Below are 15,806 nucleotides of genomic sequence, written 5' to 3' on the forward strand. Positions count from 1 at the left end.
TAATCACGTACAAGTACGTCACTATCCCTTTCACATTAACACTATCAGCTTTCCAAATTTTTAAAGAACAAGCATCGTCGCTCGGACGTGCCACTCGCTCTAACAAGAACAAGTTATCTGTGTGAACACTCAACAAGCACTAAATCAATCGTATAGGTAAGGAGGTGATCCAGCCCCAGGTTCCCCTAGGGCTACCTTGTTACGACTTCACCCCAGTCATGAACCACACCGTGGTAAACGCCCTCCCGAAGGTTAAGCTATCTACTTCTGGTGCAGCCCACTCCCATGGTGTGACGGGCGGTGTGTACAAGGCCCGGGAACGTATTCACCGTGGCATTCTGATCCACGATTACTAGCGATTCCGACTTCATGGAGTCGAGTTGCAGACTCCAATCCGGACTACGACGAGCTTTCTGAGATTAGCTCCACCTCGCGGCTTCGCAACCCTCTGTACTCGCCATTGTAGCACGTGTGTAGCCCTACTCGTAAGGGCCATGATGACTTGACGTCGTCCCCACCTTCCTCCGGTTTATCACCGGCAGTCTCCCTAAAGTTCCCGGCATGACCCGCTGGCAAGTAAGGATAAGGGTTGCGCTCGTTGCGGGACTTAACCCAACATTTCACAACACGAGCTGACGACAGCCATGCAGCACCTGTCTCAGAGTTCCCGAAGGCACTAAGCTATCTCTAGCGAATTCTCTGGATGTCAAGAGTAGGTAAGGTTCTTCGCGTTGCATCGAATTAAACCACATGCTCCACCGCTTGTGCGGGCCCCCGTCAATTCATTTGAGTTTTAACCTTGCGGCCGTACTCCCCAGGCGGTCTACTTAATGCGTTAGCTTGAGAACCCAGTGTTCAAGACACCAAATTCCGAGTAGACATCGTTTACGGCGTGGACTACCAGGGTATCTAATCCTGTTTGCTCCCCACGCTTTCGTACCTGAGCGTCAGTCTTTGTCCAGGGGGCCGCCTTCGCCACCGGTATTCCTTCAGATCTCTACGCATTTCACCGCTACACCTGAAATTCTACCCCCCTCTACAAGACTCTAGTTTGCCAGTTCGAAATGCAGTTCCCAGGTTGAGCCCGGGGCTTTCACATCTCGCTTAACAAACCGCCTGCGTACGCTTTACGCCCAGTAATTCCGATTAACGCTTGCACCCCTCGTATTACCGCGGCTGCTGGCACGAAGTTAGCCGGTGCTTCTTCTGCGAGTAACGTCACAGCTAAGTGCTATTAACACTTAACCTTTCCTCCTCGCTGAAAGTGCTTTACAACCCGAAGGCCTTCTTCACACACGCGGCATGGCTGCATCAGGCTTGCGCCCATTGTGCAATATTCCCCACTGCTGCCTCCCGTAGGAGTCTGGGCCGTGTCTCAGTCCCAGTGTGGCTGATCATCCTCTCAGAACAGCTAGGGATCGTCGCCTAGGTGAGCCATTACCTCACCTACTAGCTAATCCCACCTAGGTACATCCAATCGCAGAAGGCCCGAAGGTCCCCTCTTTTCCCCCGTAGGGCGTATGCGGTATTAGCAGTCGTTTCCAACTGTTATCCCCCTCGACTGGGCAGTTCCCTAGGCATTACTCACCCGTCCGCCGCTCGTCAGCAAAGAAAGCAAGCTTTCTTCCTGTTACCGCTCGACTTGCATGTGTTAGGCCTGCCGCCAGCGTTCAATCTGAGCCATGATCAAACTCTTCAATTAAAGTTTTGTTGAAGCTGAAAGCTTCGGCTCAATGAATTCTGATTCATTTAAACGACTCGGAAGAATCATCTAAATGTTTGTACATATTGCTATGAACATTCATCGTTGCATTGAGATATAAATCGTTTTCGATTAACTCAACACCTGTGAATGTCCACACAGATTTCTTGTTTCATCTTGTTAAAGAGCATTGCATCTTATTATTCGATGCCGCCTTTGGCGCTGGGCCGTCGGCTTAGGGATGCGTATTCTACACATCCAAATGTTGGCGTCAAGGGCTAATTTTGAGAAGTTTTTCAAGCGTCGATTCTTTAACCAGAAGACGACATTTGAAAGCCTTAAACCACTTTCTGCCAGACTCAATCCAGTGCGTTAAACCGCGTCTAAATCTGAGTCGCTGACTAAGCTGAACTCCGCTATTTATCTGGCTTTCACCAGTTGAAGAAGTTGCTGTGCCGTGTCAGTGGATGCGCATTATAGGGAGACTAAACTTTTACGCAAGGGCTTTTTGAAAGAAAAAGACACTTAGATGATCAAGCGAATATTTATCACGCAATACGTATAAAAAAGGGGCTAAAAAGCCCCTTTTCTGACCATTCACCGTTAGTAGCGAAGTTATTGATTAAGGTTACTGGCTAAAGAAGCGAGATTCTTGCACCGCTTCGACCGTTTCACCATCTAATGCAGTGGTGACCTTAAAGTTAACTTTAGTCATGGCTCGAGACAGGTTTACGGGATCGACGGCCACACTAACTGGCAGAGTCAGTACCTCACCGCCGTCGATAGTGACAGTTTGTGGACCATACCATTGGTAATCGGTTAAGCCTTCGACGCTGAGCTGATATTCATGCTTAGCTTCTGTCTTATTGAGTATCTTCAGGGTAAAGGTATTTTCTATCAGACCCTGATTGTTCACTCTAAAGAGCTGATTACGATCGCGAATAATGTCGACCCGCACAGGTGCGATAGTCACAGTGGCATAAATAAAGACAAAGATCATTAATGCCAATACGGCACCATAACCTAACAGCTTAGGTCGTATCACCTTCTCTTTAACACCTTCAAGCTTATTCTCTGTGGTGTAGGCGATAAGACCTCTATCGTAGCCCATACGATCCATGGTGGTATCACAGGCATCGATACAAGAGCCACAGTTGATACATTCATATTGCAAACCATTACGAATATCGATCCCGGTAGGGCAAACCTGTACGCAAAGGTCACAGTCAATACAATCACCAAGGCCTAACGCCTTAGGATCGGCCTTACGAGAACGGGGACCGCGATTTTCACCACGTTTAGTGTCATAACCCACAATATAAGTGTTCTTGTCGAACATAGCAGACTGGAAACGGGCATAGGGACACATATGGATGCACATGATTTCACGCATCCAGCCGGCATTGCCATAAGTCGCTACGGTAAACAAACTCACCCAAAAGTAGATAGCGCCCGAGGCGTTACCACTAAAGACATCGATATAGACTTCGTTAGTCGGTACAAAATACGAAACGAAGGTCATGGCGGTTAATAAGGAGACCAATATCCAAGAGGCATGCTTTGCCGTCTTTCGCCAAGCCTTATTAAAACTCCATGGCATCTGATCCAATTTAATGCGCTTGTTACGCGCACCTTCAAATTTCTCTTCGAACCAGATGAAGATAAAAGTCCAAACCGTTTGAGGACAGGTATAACCGCACCAGACACGCCCAAGATAGGTTGTCACAAAAAATAGACCAAATGCGGCTATCATTAAGAGTGCAGCGAGTAAGGTAAGATCTTGGGGCCAAATGGTTAAACCGAAGATATGAAATTTTTGTTCACCTAGGTTAAACCAGACGGCTTGTCTGTCACCCCAGGGGATCCAAGGCAAAATCAGGAAAAAGAGCATTGCGACCCAGCCGAGACGGCGACGTAGCTGTGTCCAAAATCCTTCTATTGCTCTAACGTAAATACGATTGCGGGGATTAAAACGATCGGATTTGTTCTCATCGGGCTGATGTATTTTGATCCGCTCAGCCTTGGAATAATCCTTTTTATTTGATTCTGCGTTCATATTTAACAGCCTTACAGCTTTAATATTCCATGAAAACTGGCTTATTATACATTTCTAATACTAATTGTTCACCATGGTTGGATAAATAATGAGAGGCTGGATTATTTTAGGTGCAGGGATAGGATTACTCTATTATCTAGCGACCGAAACAGACAAACTCGATGAACCCATAGCGCAGACTGATGCGCTAATGAAGCGCATCGAGCGTAAACTCGACTCGATGACAGGGACAAAGATCATCCGAGTAGACAAGAACATTGCAATGTTCAAGACGCAAATTGCCGAGCGACTGACTCGAAAGGAGTTGGCTGCACTGGACAATATTCTCGAATCGCCTGAGTCGGTACTTGAGTTTAAAGAGAAGTATTGCGACAACAGCGGTAATCGTTTTGACGAGCTAAGCAAAGACAACCAACAATTTATCTGCGATAAGATCAGATAAACCCCTTTAGGAAGCAGAAACCTTAGCCAAGAGCACGGTTTTCTGCTTCCCAATTGATCTCTTTCCATATTGAGCCTAGCCTTGGCTCATCTTCTCGATGCGACAAATATAGGGTTACGAACATGACAGACAAGGTTTCCGATATCTTCGATCCATCAGCCTGGGATCTGGTGCCTGGATTTACATTTGAAGACATTACCTACCACAGAGCAAAAGATCAGGGCACGGTACGAATCGCCATTAACCGCCCAGATTGTCTCAACTCATTTCGCCCTAAGACAGTCGATGAACTCTACACCGCCCTGGATCATGCCCGCCAATGGTCAGATGTCGGTTGTGTCCTACTGACAGGCAATGGCCCATCAGCCAAGGGGCAGTGGTCTTTCAGTGCCGGCGGCGATCAACGTATTCGCGGTAAAGATGGCTACAAGTATGAGGGCGAGGAAACCGATACACCCGATCTGGCACGCATGGGCCGCCTGCATATCTTAGAGGTACAGCGCCTGATCCGTTTCATGCCTAAGGTGGTGATTGCCGTGGTGCCCGGTTGGGCCGTTGGTGGTGGCCACAGCCTGCATGTGGTCTGCGATCTAACGCTGGCCTCGAAAGAACACGCCGTCTTTAAACAAACCGATCCAGACGTGGGTAGCTTCGACTCAGGATACGGCAGTGCTTATCTTGCCAAAATGATAGGTCAGAAACGTGCCCGGGAAATTTTCTTCCTCGGTTTTAACTACAGCGCCGATGAGGCCTTCGACATGGGTATGGTCAATCGCTCCATTCCCCATGCCGAGTTGGAAACTGAAGCCCTAAAGTGGGCCAAAGAGATCAACTCTAAGTCTCCTACTGCCATGCGTATGTTGAAATATGGTTTCAACCTGCCTGACGATGGCCTTGTGGGTCAGCAACTGTTTGCCGGGGAAGCGACCCGCCTAGCCTATGGCACCGACGAGGCCGTTGAAGGACGTGATGCCTTCCTGGAAAAACGGGATCAGGATTTCTCAAAATTCCCTTGGCACTATTAAGCAGCTATTGAACAATGAATAAGAACAGGCCATAGCCTTGGCCTGTTCACCCCTTTTATCACAATAGCAAAGCTTGCAGCACCACAATCATTAAGAGTAATACGCTTAATCCCTTCCAAAACATAATCGGCTCACGTTCGATGAAAGGCAAAGACTGATGTTTTTGCACCATCTGTTGATTAGGGCTATTCATGTCCAAAAGCATTTCTGACATCGACTGATATCTTACGCGGGTATCTGGATGACACGCCTTCTCAAGTGCTAGGTCAAGCCACAAGGGAACGGACTCTCGATATTGACGACAAGAGATGTAACACCAATCCCTGCGACTATGGTTATTAATCGATAGGGAGCGACCTGTGGTATAGGGTAATTTTCCGGTTAACATCTCATACACCACAACCCCAATTGAGAAAATATCCGCTTGATGAGACGCCACTCCCGTTTGCAAATATTCAGGGGCAATGTATCCCACAGCGCCGAGAGGTAACGCCTCCTGGGTCGCTGGAGTCAACTCTGCCAGGCCATCGGCCTGGGCCGCGCCATAATCGATCAACACCACTTTATCATCAGGGGTAAGCATCAGATTTTCCGGTTTTATATCCCTATGTACCACCCCCATACGTTGCAGTGCTCTGACCGCAATCACAATCCCCTCGAGAATAGCTCTAACCTTACAAAAATCGGCCGCTGGATTGTCATACATCCACTGCCTTAAGGTTTGTCCCGAAATATACTCACATAAATGATATAAGAAAGGTGATTCACTAGGGTAAACCTTCATCAGCGATGGGTGCTGAGTTCTCTGTCCCACCCACTGCTCTCGCACGAAACTAGCCAGGTAATCCCCATCTTCGCTGAAATTAAGTGAGGGAGCCTTGAGTACATATACATCATCTGTTCCCTGCGGTTTAACCAAATAGATGTGACTGCGTGTACCACTGTACAAGACTTTAAGCACTTCAAAGTCATCAATGGTATTGCCGACACTCATCACTGGTGGGATCACTTTCTGTGAAGACAACAATGTTAACTCTGGGGCATCGACATAGGGCAATGAATGCACCTGCAACAATAGACAGCTATTGTTGTCCTGGCTCCCTTCGGCTAGAGCCATCGAAGTCAACTGCCTAGCCAACACTTCTAAATTATCCTTTTGAGCCACGACATCGGTTAACTGGCCCAAGGCAAGATTTTCATGGACGCCATCTGTGGTTAACAGATATCGATCGCCCAGCTGTACTTCATGACATTGATAGTCCACCTCTAAATGGCTGTCCATCCCCAAGGCTCGAGTCAGAAAGCCTTTTTCACCAAATCCCTGATGGCTATGATCCTTAGAAAGAAGGATTAACTCGCCCGCTCTCAGTCGGTAAACCCGGCTATCACCCACATGAAAAAGGTGCAGCCGGTTAGACTTAAAAACTAAAGCGCTGAACGTTGTCACGTAGCCATTGTGCCTTAGCGCCGTCTGCTGACTGTGATGGTTAAGCCAGATGTTCAAGGCGTTCAGCACTTTAGTTGCCGCATGTTTAACCCCCCAACTCTCAGGGGCACTCAAATAGTCTTCGATAAATTGCGTCACGCAAAGCTGACTGGCCAACTGACCATTTTGACTACAGCTAACACCATCGGCAATGCAAGCGACCACCCCTTTATGCAGCAATTGATGGCTATCGACACTATGGTGTACGGCAAATGCATCCTGATTCTGCGGCCTAACGCCAGCGCATGAACTGCCACCGAAATTCAACGCTAATCTCTTGGTCTGCCCAGGAGTCTGCGCTGAATTTACCGCTTCGATAAGCTTAGGATGAGCATTCATCAAGTTAGCCTCTCACTCAACGACTCGACACATCGATCAAGGTGACGCTACCATCTTGGTTTACTTCAGCCATTTGTCCCTTCGGCTCTTCCATCCATGTCAGTACAACAAAACCCAATACCGCCGTGGCCGCAATCACATAAAAGAAAGTGCTGTAATCCACAAAGGATAATACTGTCAGATAGCACACTGCACCCACGTTGCCATAGGCCCCGGTCATACCCGCAATTTGCCCTGTCATTCGACGCTTAATCAGTGGCACTGTGGCAAATACCGCCCCCTCTCCCGACTGCACAAAGAAAGAGCAAGCCATTGCCGCCGCCACAGCAATCCAAACCGGCCATTCACTGTTCACCTGTCCCATCAGGAAATAACCCGCCGCTAATCCTGCCGTTAATATCAACAGGGTTGGCTTGCGACCGAATTTATCAGAAATCCAACCACCACCTGGACGAGACATCAAATTCATAAAGGCATAAGCCGAGGCGACCATGCCGGCCATCACAGGAGTGAGCTCGAAGGTCTCGGCAAAAAACAGTGGCAACATAGACACCACGGCCAGTTCTGAGCCAAATGTCGCGAAATAGAGAATATTTAATACCGCAACCTGCTTAAACTTATATCTATGGATCTCAGGTACCGGCCCTTCAAAAACACTCTTGTTCACTTTCCATACTTGGGAGATTTCATAAAGGTAGAGCAGAAGCAAGCCAAGATAGATGCCATAAACACTCAGATCGCTCAACATAGCCACACCAGCCGGAGACAACTTCCAAGCCAATAGTGCCAGCGCGCCATACATAGGCAGCTTCATAATCAGAAGCAGTAAGAAATCACCTTTAGAGGTCACTTCCATGGCAGTGAGGCTCTTAGGCTTAAAATAAGTCGAGCCTTTAGGTGTATCGGCTACATTAAGGTAAAACACCCAGGAAAAAACCAGACTGATCACCCCGGTCAACCCCATGGCATAACGCCAACCATCTTCACCGCCAAAGAGCACGGCAAGAGTGGGCAAAGTAAATGCTGCAGCAGCGGAACCAAAATTACCCCAACCGCCGTAAATGCCTTCAGCAGTGCCTAGCTCATTATGGGGAAACCATTCTGACACCAGACGTATTCCAACCACAAAACCCGCGCCAATAAACCCTAACAGGAAACGCGCTATCGCGGCTTGTACAAAGCTGTCGGCTAAAGCAAAGGCAAAACAGGGCAGCGCACAAATTGCCAGCAACCCCGAATAGATGATGCGGGGCCCAAAGCGATCGGTAAGCATACCTATGACCACCCGCGCCGGGATGGTAAAGGCGACATTAAGAATTAGCAACGTCTTAATTTCGGCCGTAGTGAGCCCTAAGGAAGCCTTAACCGACTGCAATAACGGTGCAAAGTTAAACCACACCACAAAGGTGATAAAAAACGCCATCCAACTCAGGTGTAACACCTTCATTTTTCCTGTAAAACTCAGTAAATTAAAGCGATTATCTGTACTCATGGGACTCTCCTTAACCGGGGAGTTGGGCTATTTTTAGTTGCACAATCCCCTGCCACACTGGTGTAGCATGCTTTCGCGTTAATAAAATTAATGAAACTTAGTGGTTAATACCTATTTGAACCTCAGCGCCAAAGATGCGCACTGGATAGGTTTTCAATTGATGCTCTGGAGTCTGAATACAACGACCGGTATTTAGATTGAAATAATGTTTATACAGAGGAGAGGCTACTACAGGTTCACCTGCAATTGAGCCCATGATCCCCCGAGATAATACATTGGCCCTGCCGATAGGGTCGAAATTATCGATAGCGTAAAAGGCCTGTGTCTGACGACAGCAAAACAGCGCCACCTGCCGTCCTCCAACCAAGGCACACACCCCAGTGCCGGGAGTAATATCTTGTGGTGAACACACAGATATCCAGAGTTCTTGCATCTTATCGATTGCTACGTTCATCACTTATCTCCCTATTCAACGGTTAATACATCGATGACTTGACTGGACTTGGCCGGCATGCGTTGTGAACGCTTTACCTCATAGGCCAAGTTGCTATCCTCTTTGTCAGCATTAATGAAATGCTTAAAGCGTTTGAGTTTTTCCGGATTCTCCAGCGTGGTTTTCCATTCGCATTGATACTTAGCTATGTTGTCGGCCATCTCGGCTTCAAGCTCGGTAGCCAGCCCCAGCTTGTCGTCAATCACCACAGCTTTTAGATACTCCAGGCCACCTTCGAGGTTCTCTATCCATACAGAAGTGCGCTGAAGCCTTTCGGCACTGCGAATATAAAACATCAGGAATCGGTCGATATAGCGGATCAAGGTCTGGTCATCCAACCCCGTGGCAAACAGCTCGGCGTGTCTGGGACGCATGCCGCCATTGCCGCCAACATAGAGGTTCCAGCCATGTTCGGTGGCAATGATGCCAACATCTTTAGATTGGGCTTCTGCACACTCACGAGTACAACCAGATACTGCAAACTTTAGTTTATGGGGGGAACGCAAGCCCTTGTATCGATTTTCAATATCGATAGCAAAACCTAAGCTGTCGTTAACCCCATATCGGCACCAACTGTCACCAACACAGGACTTCACCGTACGTACCGACTTGCCATAGGCATGGCCGGTCTCAAATCCTGCATCCACCAGCTTGCGCCAGATCAGCGGTAGCTGATGCAGTTGTGCTCCAAAGAGGTCGATTCGCTGGCCACCGGTGATCTTGGTGTAGAGATCAAATTCCTTAGCCACCTCACCTAACACGATCAACTTGTCGGGTGTCACCTCACCACCAGCGATACGAGGCACCACAGAGTAGGTGCCATCTTTTTGCATATTACCCAAATAGATATCATTGGTGTCTTGTAGCCCAATATGAGCATCATCGAGGATATAATCATTCCAAAAGGAAGCCAGAATCGAAGCGATAGCAGGCTTGCAGATGTCACACCCCAACCCGCAGCCGTGACTGGCTAACAGCTCATCGAAACTACGGATCTTTTTAATCCGCACAATATCCACCAGCTCAGGACGGGTATAGGCAAAATGTTCACACAAGCTGTTATCCACTTCATGACCTAAAGCGGCAAGCTCACTGTCCATCACCTGCTTGACCAAGGCACTGCAACCTCCGCAGCCGGTGGAGGCTTTAGTGCAACTTTTAATCGTGGCCATGTCGGTAGCCCCATTAGCCACGGCAGCGGCCACATCCCCTTTGCTGACATCATAGCAAGAGCAAATTTGGGCACTGACAGGCAAGGCTTCGACGCCCATGGCTGCGCTCTCCCCCTCTACTTGAGGTAGGATCAGAGCCGATGGATGATCCGGCAACGGCATATCATTGAGCATCATCTGCAGTAGCTGACCATAGGCGCTGACATCACCCACCAATACCGCACCCAAAACTCTATCTCCCGCCTGATTGACGACCAGACGCTTATACACCTGAGCGACCTCATCATGGAAAGTGTAAGACTGCGCCCCTTCGGTCACCCCATGGGCATCACCGATACTGGCAACATCCAGCCCTAGGAGTTTCAGTTTGGTGCTCATATCGGCCCCCCTGAAGGCGAGGTCGCTGCCACATAAATGCGCCGCAGCGACCGCGGCCATAGTATAGCCAGGCGCCACCAAGCCAAAAATACGGCCCTGCCACAGCGCACACTCGCCCACCGCATAGATGTCGGGATCACTGGTTTGGCAAAAATCGTTAATCACGATACCACCACGCTCACCCACCTCGAGCTGCGCCTGACGGGCCAGCTCATCCTGTGGCCGAATTCCGGCAGAAAACACCACCATATCGGTCTCAAGATGTGTACCATCGGAAAAATTCAAGCGGTAACGACCCTGCTCACCGGCGACGATTTCCGTCGTCGCCTTTTGGGTGTGTACCCGCACACCCAGGGCTTCTATTTGATGACGCAATAAATTCGCACCACCGTCATCAAGCTGAACCGCCATTAGCCTTGGGGCAAACTCCACCACATGGGTTTCCAGACCGAGGTTTTTCAGGGCATTAGCCGCCTCCAGTCCCAGCAGACCACCACCGATCACCACTCCGCTTTTGCTATGGCAACTCGATTCTGTGATCGCCTCAAGATCGGCTATGGTGCGGTAAACTAAGCAGTGAGCTTGGTCATTACCGGGGATAGGTGGTACGAAAGGATAGGACCCCGTTGCCAGCACCAGCTTGTCATAAGTCACTGTATTTCCCTTATCGGTCAATACGGTATGAGCACGAGGATCGATACTGATCACCTTGGTATCCAGCAGAAAATCGACCTTATGCTGGCGATAATAAGCTTCATCGGTTAACGCCAGATCTTGCTCTGTCTTACCACTAAAATAAGCACTCAATTGCACCCTGTCATACGCTAACCTGGGCTCTTCTGAGAAGGTGGTTAGTTGTACATTATCCGCCGCTTCGCTGGCTAAGATATTGTCGATAAACTTGTGGCCAACCATGCCATTGCCCACCACGACTACAGAAATGTTATCCATCTTGGCTCTCCTTAGATCTCTAGGCACTCAAACGGGCCGGTATATACTTATCTTTAATTTGCGCTTGCTGCTCGAACCAACTGAGCTGGGACGCAAGATCCACCACTTTCCCAACCACAATTAAAGTGGGCGATTGCAATTGATGTTCAACCACCAGATTGGGCAGATCCCTTAGCAAGCCGCTGATCACCCTCTGCTCTTTAGAGCAACCACGCTCGATAAGCGCCACCGGCGTGTGGCTAGCCAATCCAGCTTGAATGAGTTCATTGGCAATAAGTGGTGCCTTACTCAGCCCCATGTAAAACACTAAGGTGTGCTGTAACATCGCCAGACTCTGCCAATTAAGTTGCAACTCTGATTCGGCATGAGCGGTAACAAAGGTGGTTCCCTGGGAAACCCCTCTATGGGTTAAAGGAATACCGGCATAAGAGGTACAGCCTGAAGCGGCGGTAATACCTGGCACGACTTCTACAGAAATGTTTTGCGCCTTAAGAGAGATGATCTCCTCTCCTCCACGACCAAAGATGAAACTATCCCCGCCTTTTAGACGGCAGACATGTTTTCCCAGTAAGGCTTGTTCAACTAAGATTTCATTGATGCGATCCTGTTCGACACTGTGCAGATGCTTAGCTTTGCCGACATATAGCGTCGGCGTCTTTACGGGGAATAAGGCGCAAATCTCATCACTAACTAAGCGATCATAAATAATCAGATCAGCCTGCTGAATAATGCGCATGGCCTTCACCGTCAGCAGCTCGGCATCACCCGGCCCTGCGCCCACCAAACTGACACGCCCCTGACATGCAGATTTTCCTGTCTCGCCAAAGCCGATATTAATGACACTGTGGTGAGGGTTTTTCTCATGCTTGTCCATAATTAAGCCTCGATGTTATCGCCAACTGAACAAGCATTGAGCAAACTTAATGCCAACAACTTTAAAAAAACGTTAAATATAAAATTAAAAACTTAAAAATCAGAAACATAAAAAGAAAACGTGAAAATTAAAAAAACAAAACTGACATTTTTAACGGCTTGAAAACAAATTAACTCGCACCGCAATTGTGCAAACAATGACCATTATCGAACATTTAACCTAAACTAATGAATAATATGATTTTAAACACATACCTCTAAATAGGTAGATTGATAAAAATAAAAAACTAATTACTTGTTTTTGTTAAATTTAAAAACAAACAAACAAGATAAAACCATCATGGCCTACCACTTGCTTTAAAAAATAGATTTAAAACCATTCCATCAGGCTGAGAGAGGTTTTTATGAGTCAGAATCCGATAACTCCTTGGATTAAAACAACCTGCGCATATTGTGGTGTCGGTTGCGGTGTAGAAGCAAAACCGCTACGTAACGGTGCACTACTCATTCGTGGCGATAAAAGCCACCCCGCCAACTTAGGAAAACTTTGCTCTAAAGGACTGGCATTAGGCGAGACGCTATCGGAAACCCATCGGCTTAAGTTTCCAATGATCAAACATCAAGGGGTGAGTTGGGATGAAGCGATATCGACAGTAGCAGAACAATTTCAGCAAACCATAGCCAAACATGGCCCTGATTCAGTCGCTTTCTATCTATCTGGCCAACTATTAACAGAAGACTATTATGTGGCCAACAAACTGATGAAAGGCTTCATTGGCAGCGCAAACGTCGACACCAATTCGAGACTGTGCATGTCCTCAAGCGTTGCTGGTCACAAACGCGCCTTTGGCAGCGATTCAATACCCGGCTGTTATCAGGATATCGAAGCCGCCGATCTCATCATTCTTGTGGGCTCAAACCTAGCCTGGTGTCATCCGATCCTATATCAGCGCATTAAAGCGGCAAAAGCCCAAAACCCCAAGTGTAAGTTGGTGGTGATAGATCCCAGGAAAACCGCCTCATGCAATGACGCCGATCTGCATTTGGCCATTGCTAACGGTAAAGATGTACTGTTATTCAATCGCTTATTAAGCTATCTCGCCGACAATCAACTGCTCGACCAGGATTATATTGAGCAACACACTCAGGGTTTTGAAGCCGCATTACACAGTGCACAGCAAGATAAACTCACACTGGAGCTGACTGCGGAGCAACTGCAGATAAGCACCGCAGAGCTTAAACAGTTTTTTGAGCTATTTGGCCACAGCGATAAAGTATTGACCCTCTACTCTCAAGGGGTTAACCAATCCATTCAGGGCACAGATAAAGTCAATAGCATTATTAATTGTCATCTGGCCACGGGAAAAATAGGTAAACCCGGCAGTAGTCCCTTCTCTATTACTGGGCAACCCAATGCCATGGGCGGCCGCGAAGTGGGCGGTTTAGCCAATATGCTTGCATCGCATTTAGACTTTAATGAGCGCAACTGTGAATTGGTAAGCGACTTCTGGCGCGCACCTCAAATAGCAACTCGGCCGGGTCTCAAAGCCGTGGATATGTTCGATGCAATTGCTGAGGGAAAAATTAAAGCCATCTGGATCATGGCAACCAATCCTGCCGTCAGCCTGCCCGATAGCCATAAAATTAAAGCCGCCTTAGCCCAATGTCCTTTTGTGGTGGTATCGGATTGTGTTGCAGATACAGACACTCTGGCATTAGCCGATGTGAAGCTACCGGCTCAGGGCTGGTCAGAAAAGTCGGGAACAGTCACTAACTCTGAGCGGCGCATATCGCGTCAGCGCAGGGTGACGACGACACCTGGCGAGGCTAAACCCGACTGGTGGATCATCAGTGAAGTGGCCAAACGAATGGGATTTAGTCATGGGTTTAACTATCGCCATGAAGCGGAGATATTCAGAGAATATGCCAGCCTAACCAACAAAGCCCATGCATTAAGTCAAAATGCCCTGGTTCTTGGCGACTTAGCTACTATTTCTGATAACGACTACTACCAGTTGGCTCCTCAGCAGTGGCCAGTCAGCCAATTGCAACCTCAAACGCTCCATCAACGTCTGTTTGCAGATGGCCGATTTAATACCGACAACCTCAAAGCCAGACTGATCCCGGTGCGCTATATAGCTTCAGCACAGGCATGTGATCAGCAGTTTCCTCTGAAACTCAGCAGTGGTCGTAGCCGAGATCAATGGCACACTATGACACGCACCGCCTTGGCAGCTCGGCTATGCCAACATCAGCCAGAACCCCAGTTACAGATCCATCCTCAAGATGCCGCGGTTTATCGCCTCAATCAGCATGATATTGCGGAGATTACCAGTGCGACAGGCAAAGCATTATTACGGGTTAACATCAGCAAAGACGTTAAACCCGGCGAGTTGTTTTCAGCGATTCACTGGAGCAACCGTAACTCCAGTGCAGGTAAAATTAGTACGCTTGGGCAATCATTTGTCGACCCTATTTCCGGTCAACCCGAGATGAAAGCAACACCTGTGAGTGTCCGTCGTTTTAAGCCCCTAAGCCAAGCATTAGTCATCTGTCGCCAATCTTTAGAGCTGCTCGAATTCCCCTATTGGGTAAAGCAGACAATCAACGGTGGGTTTTGCTATTTCATTGCCAGCGAATTGTCACCAAGCGCGCTCAATAGTAGGCTAAAAGCCCTGTCACCCTATCAACAAACCACCCAAGTTATGGCCGAGTCGCCCCAACAGGAGTGTTATCGATTAGCCCAGAGTTGGCAGCAACAGCTCCAATTTTCCTACATAGTAAGCAAGCAATTTGACCCGAATCACTATGCCTGGTTTGCAGCACTATTTAATGAGCAAGATGAGCTTTCTACTCTGCTAAGCAGCCTGCTGTCGGCAGAGCCTAAGGGCACACTGACCAAAGGCAGAATCATTTGCGCCTGCAAGCAAGTCGGCGAAAGAGCACTCTCCCGCGCCATAAAGCAACAAGGGGTTAAAGATACTGCTACCCTAATGACGCTAACTGAAGCGGGCAGTGGCTGCGGAAGCTGCATTGCGGAATTAGAGCAATTAATAGAAGCAATCCATGAATAGGAGTAAAACCAACAAAAGCTAGCGGATATGCAAAATTAATCGTTTTTTAAGATTAAAGCCATCTAGCCAATTTCATTTACACCACAAATGATAACGATTATCATTTATTTTAGTTAAAGAGGAGTTGCATCATGGCTAAAACATTTACTTTTGCGATACTACACTTTGGTGTCGCGTTCACCATTACCTACCTGTTAACCGGTAGCATAGTGATTGGCGGCGCGGTGGCACTGATTGAACCGGCGATTAATACTGTCGTGTTCTACTTCCATGATAAGGTGTGGCAGCGCATAGAAAAGCGCTCCCGGCCACTGCTAGCCTGA

At 48.1% G+C, this 15,806-nt stretch carries 10 protein-coding genes and 1 rRNA gene; 4 read left to right on the plus strand and 7 right to left on the minus strand.

Translation table 11 applies throughout. The annotated features are described in order from the left end of the window. Positions 1-157: 157 nt before the first annotated feature. A 16S ribosomal RNA gene (locus CFF01_RS18845) occupies positions 158-1,702 on the minus strand. Between the two features lie 628 nt (positions 1,703-2,330). Then, the gene (ccoG, locus tag CFF01_RS18850) at positions 2,331-3,758 is read right to left on the minus strand and encodes a cytochrome c oxidase accessory protein CcoG (RefSeq protein WP_033538974.1); all 1,428 of its coding nucleotides are present in this window, start codon (positions 3,756-3,758) and stop codon (positions 2,331-2,333) included. A gap of 88 nt (positions 3,759-3,846) precedes the next feature. Here ccoG and CFF01_RS18855 point away from each other — a divergent pair, with 88 nt between their 5' ends. Together CFF01_RS18855 and CFF01_RS18860 are read left to right on the plus strand one after the other, a co-directional pair. Further along, on the plus strand, positions 3,847-4,200 hold the full coding sequence (locus tag CFF01_RS18855; protein ID WP_033538973.1) for a hypothetical protein: 354 nt from the start codon (positions 3,847-3,849) through the stop codon (positions 4,198-4,200). 122 nt (positions 4,201-4,322) lie between these two features. After that, the gene (locus CFF01_RS18860) at positions 4,323-5,225 is read left to right on the plus strand and encodes a 1,4-dihydroxy-2-naphthoyl-CoA synthase (RefSeq protein ID WP_088905808.1); all 903 of its coding nucleotides are present in this window, start codon (positions 4,323-4,325) and stop codon (positions 5,223-5,225) included. A gap of 58 nt (positions 5,226-5,283) precedes the next feature. On the opposite strand, the gene CFF01_RS18865 is transcribed toward CFF01_RS18860, so the two are convergent. The 5 genes from CFF01_RS18865 to cobA all read right to left on the minus strand — a co-directional run bounded on the left by CFF01_RS18865 (position 5,284) and on the right by cobA (position 12,410). Further along, positions 5,284-7,050: a bifunctional protein-serine/threonine kinase/phosphatase gene (locus tag CFF01_RS18865; protein WP_088905809.1), complete on the minus strand. Its 1,767-nt coding sequence runs from the start codon at positions 7,048-7,050 to the stop codon at positions 5,284-5,286. A 16-nt stretch (positions 7,051-7,066) separates the two neighbouring features. Continuing rightward, positions 7,067-8,542 (minus strand): NarK family nitrate/nitrite MFS transporter, encoded by a 1,476-nt coding sequence (locus CFF01_RS18870; RefSeq protein WP_088905810.1) that lies wholly within the window; start codon positions 8,540-8,542, stop codon positions 7,067-7,069. Positions 8,543-8,639: 97 nt separating this feature from the next. After that, complete coding sequence (gene nirD / locus CFF01_RS18875; protein WP_232479481.1) at positions 8,640-8,996, minus strand: nitrite reductase small subunit NirD; 357 nt, start codon at positions 8,994-8,996, stop codon at positions 8,640-8,642. An 11-nt stretch (positions 8,997-9,007) separates the two neighbouring features. Continuing rightward, a complete protein-coding gene (gene nirB / locus CFF01_RS18880) occupies positions 9,008-11,536 on the minus strand; it encodes a nitrite reductase large subunit NirB (RefSeq protein ID WP_088905811.1) in 2,529 nt (842 codons plus the stop codon). Between the two features lie 19 nt (positions 11,537-11,555). Next, positions 11,556-12,410 carry a uroporphyrinogen-III C-methyltransferase gene (gene cobA, locus CFF01_RS18885; RefSeq protein WP_088905812.1) on the minus strand — a complete coding sequence of 285 codons (855 nt, stop codon included), beginning with the start codon at positions 12,408-12,410 and terminating at the stop codon, positions 11,556-11,558. A 403-nt stretch (positions 12,411-12,813) separates the two neighbouring features. Between cobA and CFF01_RS18890 the strand changes: the two genes are divergently transcribed. Together CFF01_RS18890 and CFF01_RS18895 are read left to right on the plus strand one after the other, a co-directional pair. Then, entirely contained in the window at positions 12,814-15,483 is a 2,670-nt protein-coding gene (locus tag CFF01_RS18890) for a nitrate reductase (protein ID WP_088905813.1), read from the plus strand. 131 nt (positions 15,484-15,614) lie between these two features. Then, entirely contained in the window at positions 15,615-15,806 is a 192-nt protein-coding gene (locus CFF01_RS18895) for a DUF2061 domain-containing protein (RefSeq protein WP_088905814.1), read from the plus strand.

Origin of the sequence: Shewanella marisflavi (genome assembly GCF_002215585.1) — a bacterium.
In the GTDB taxonomy this organism is placed as follows: Bacteria; Pseudomonadota; Gammaproteobacteria; order Enterobacterales; family Shewanellaceae; genus Shewanella; species Shewanella marisflavi.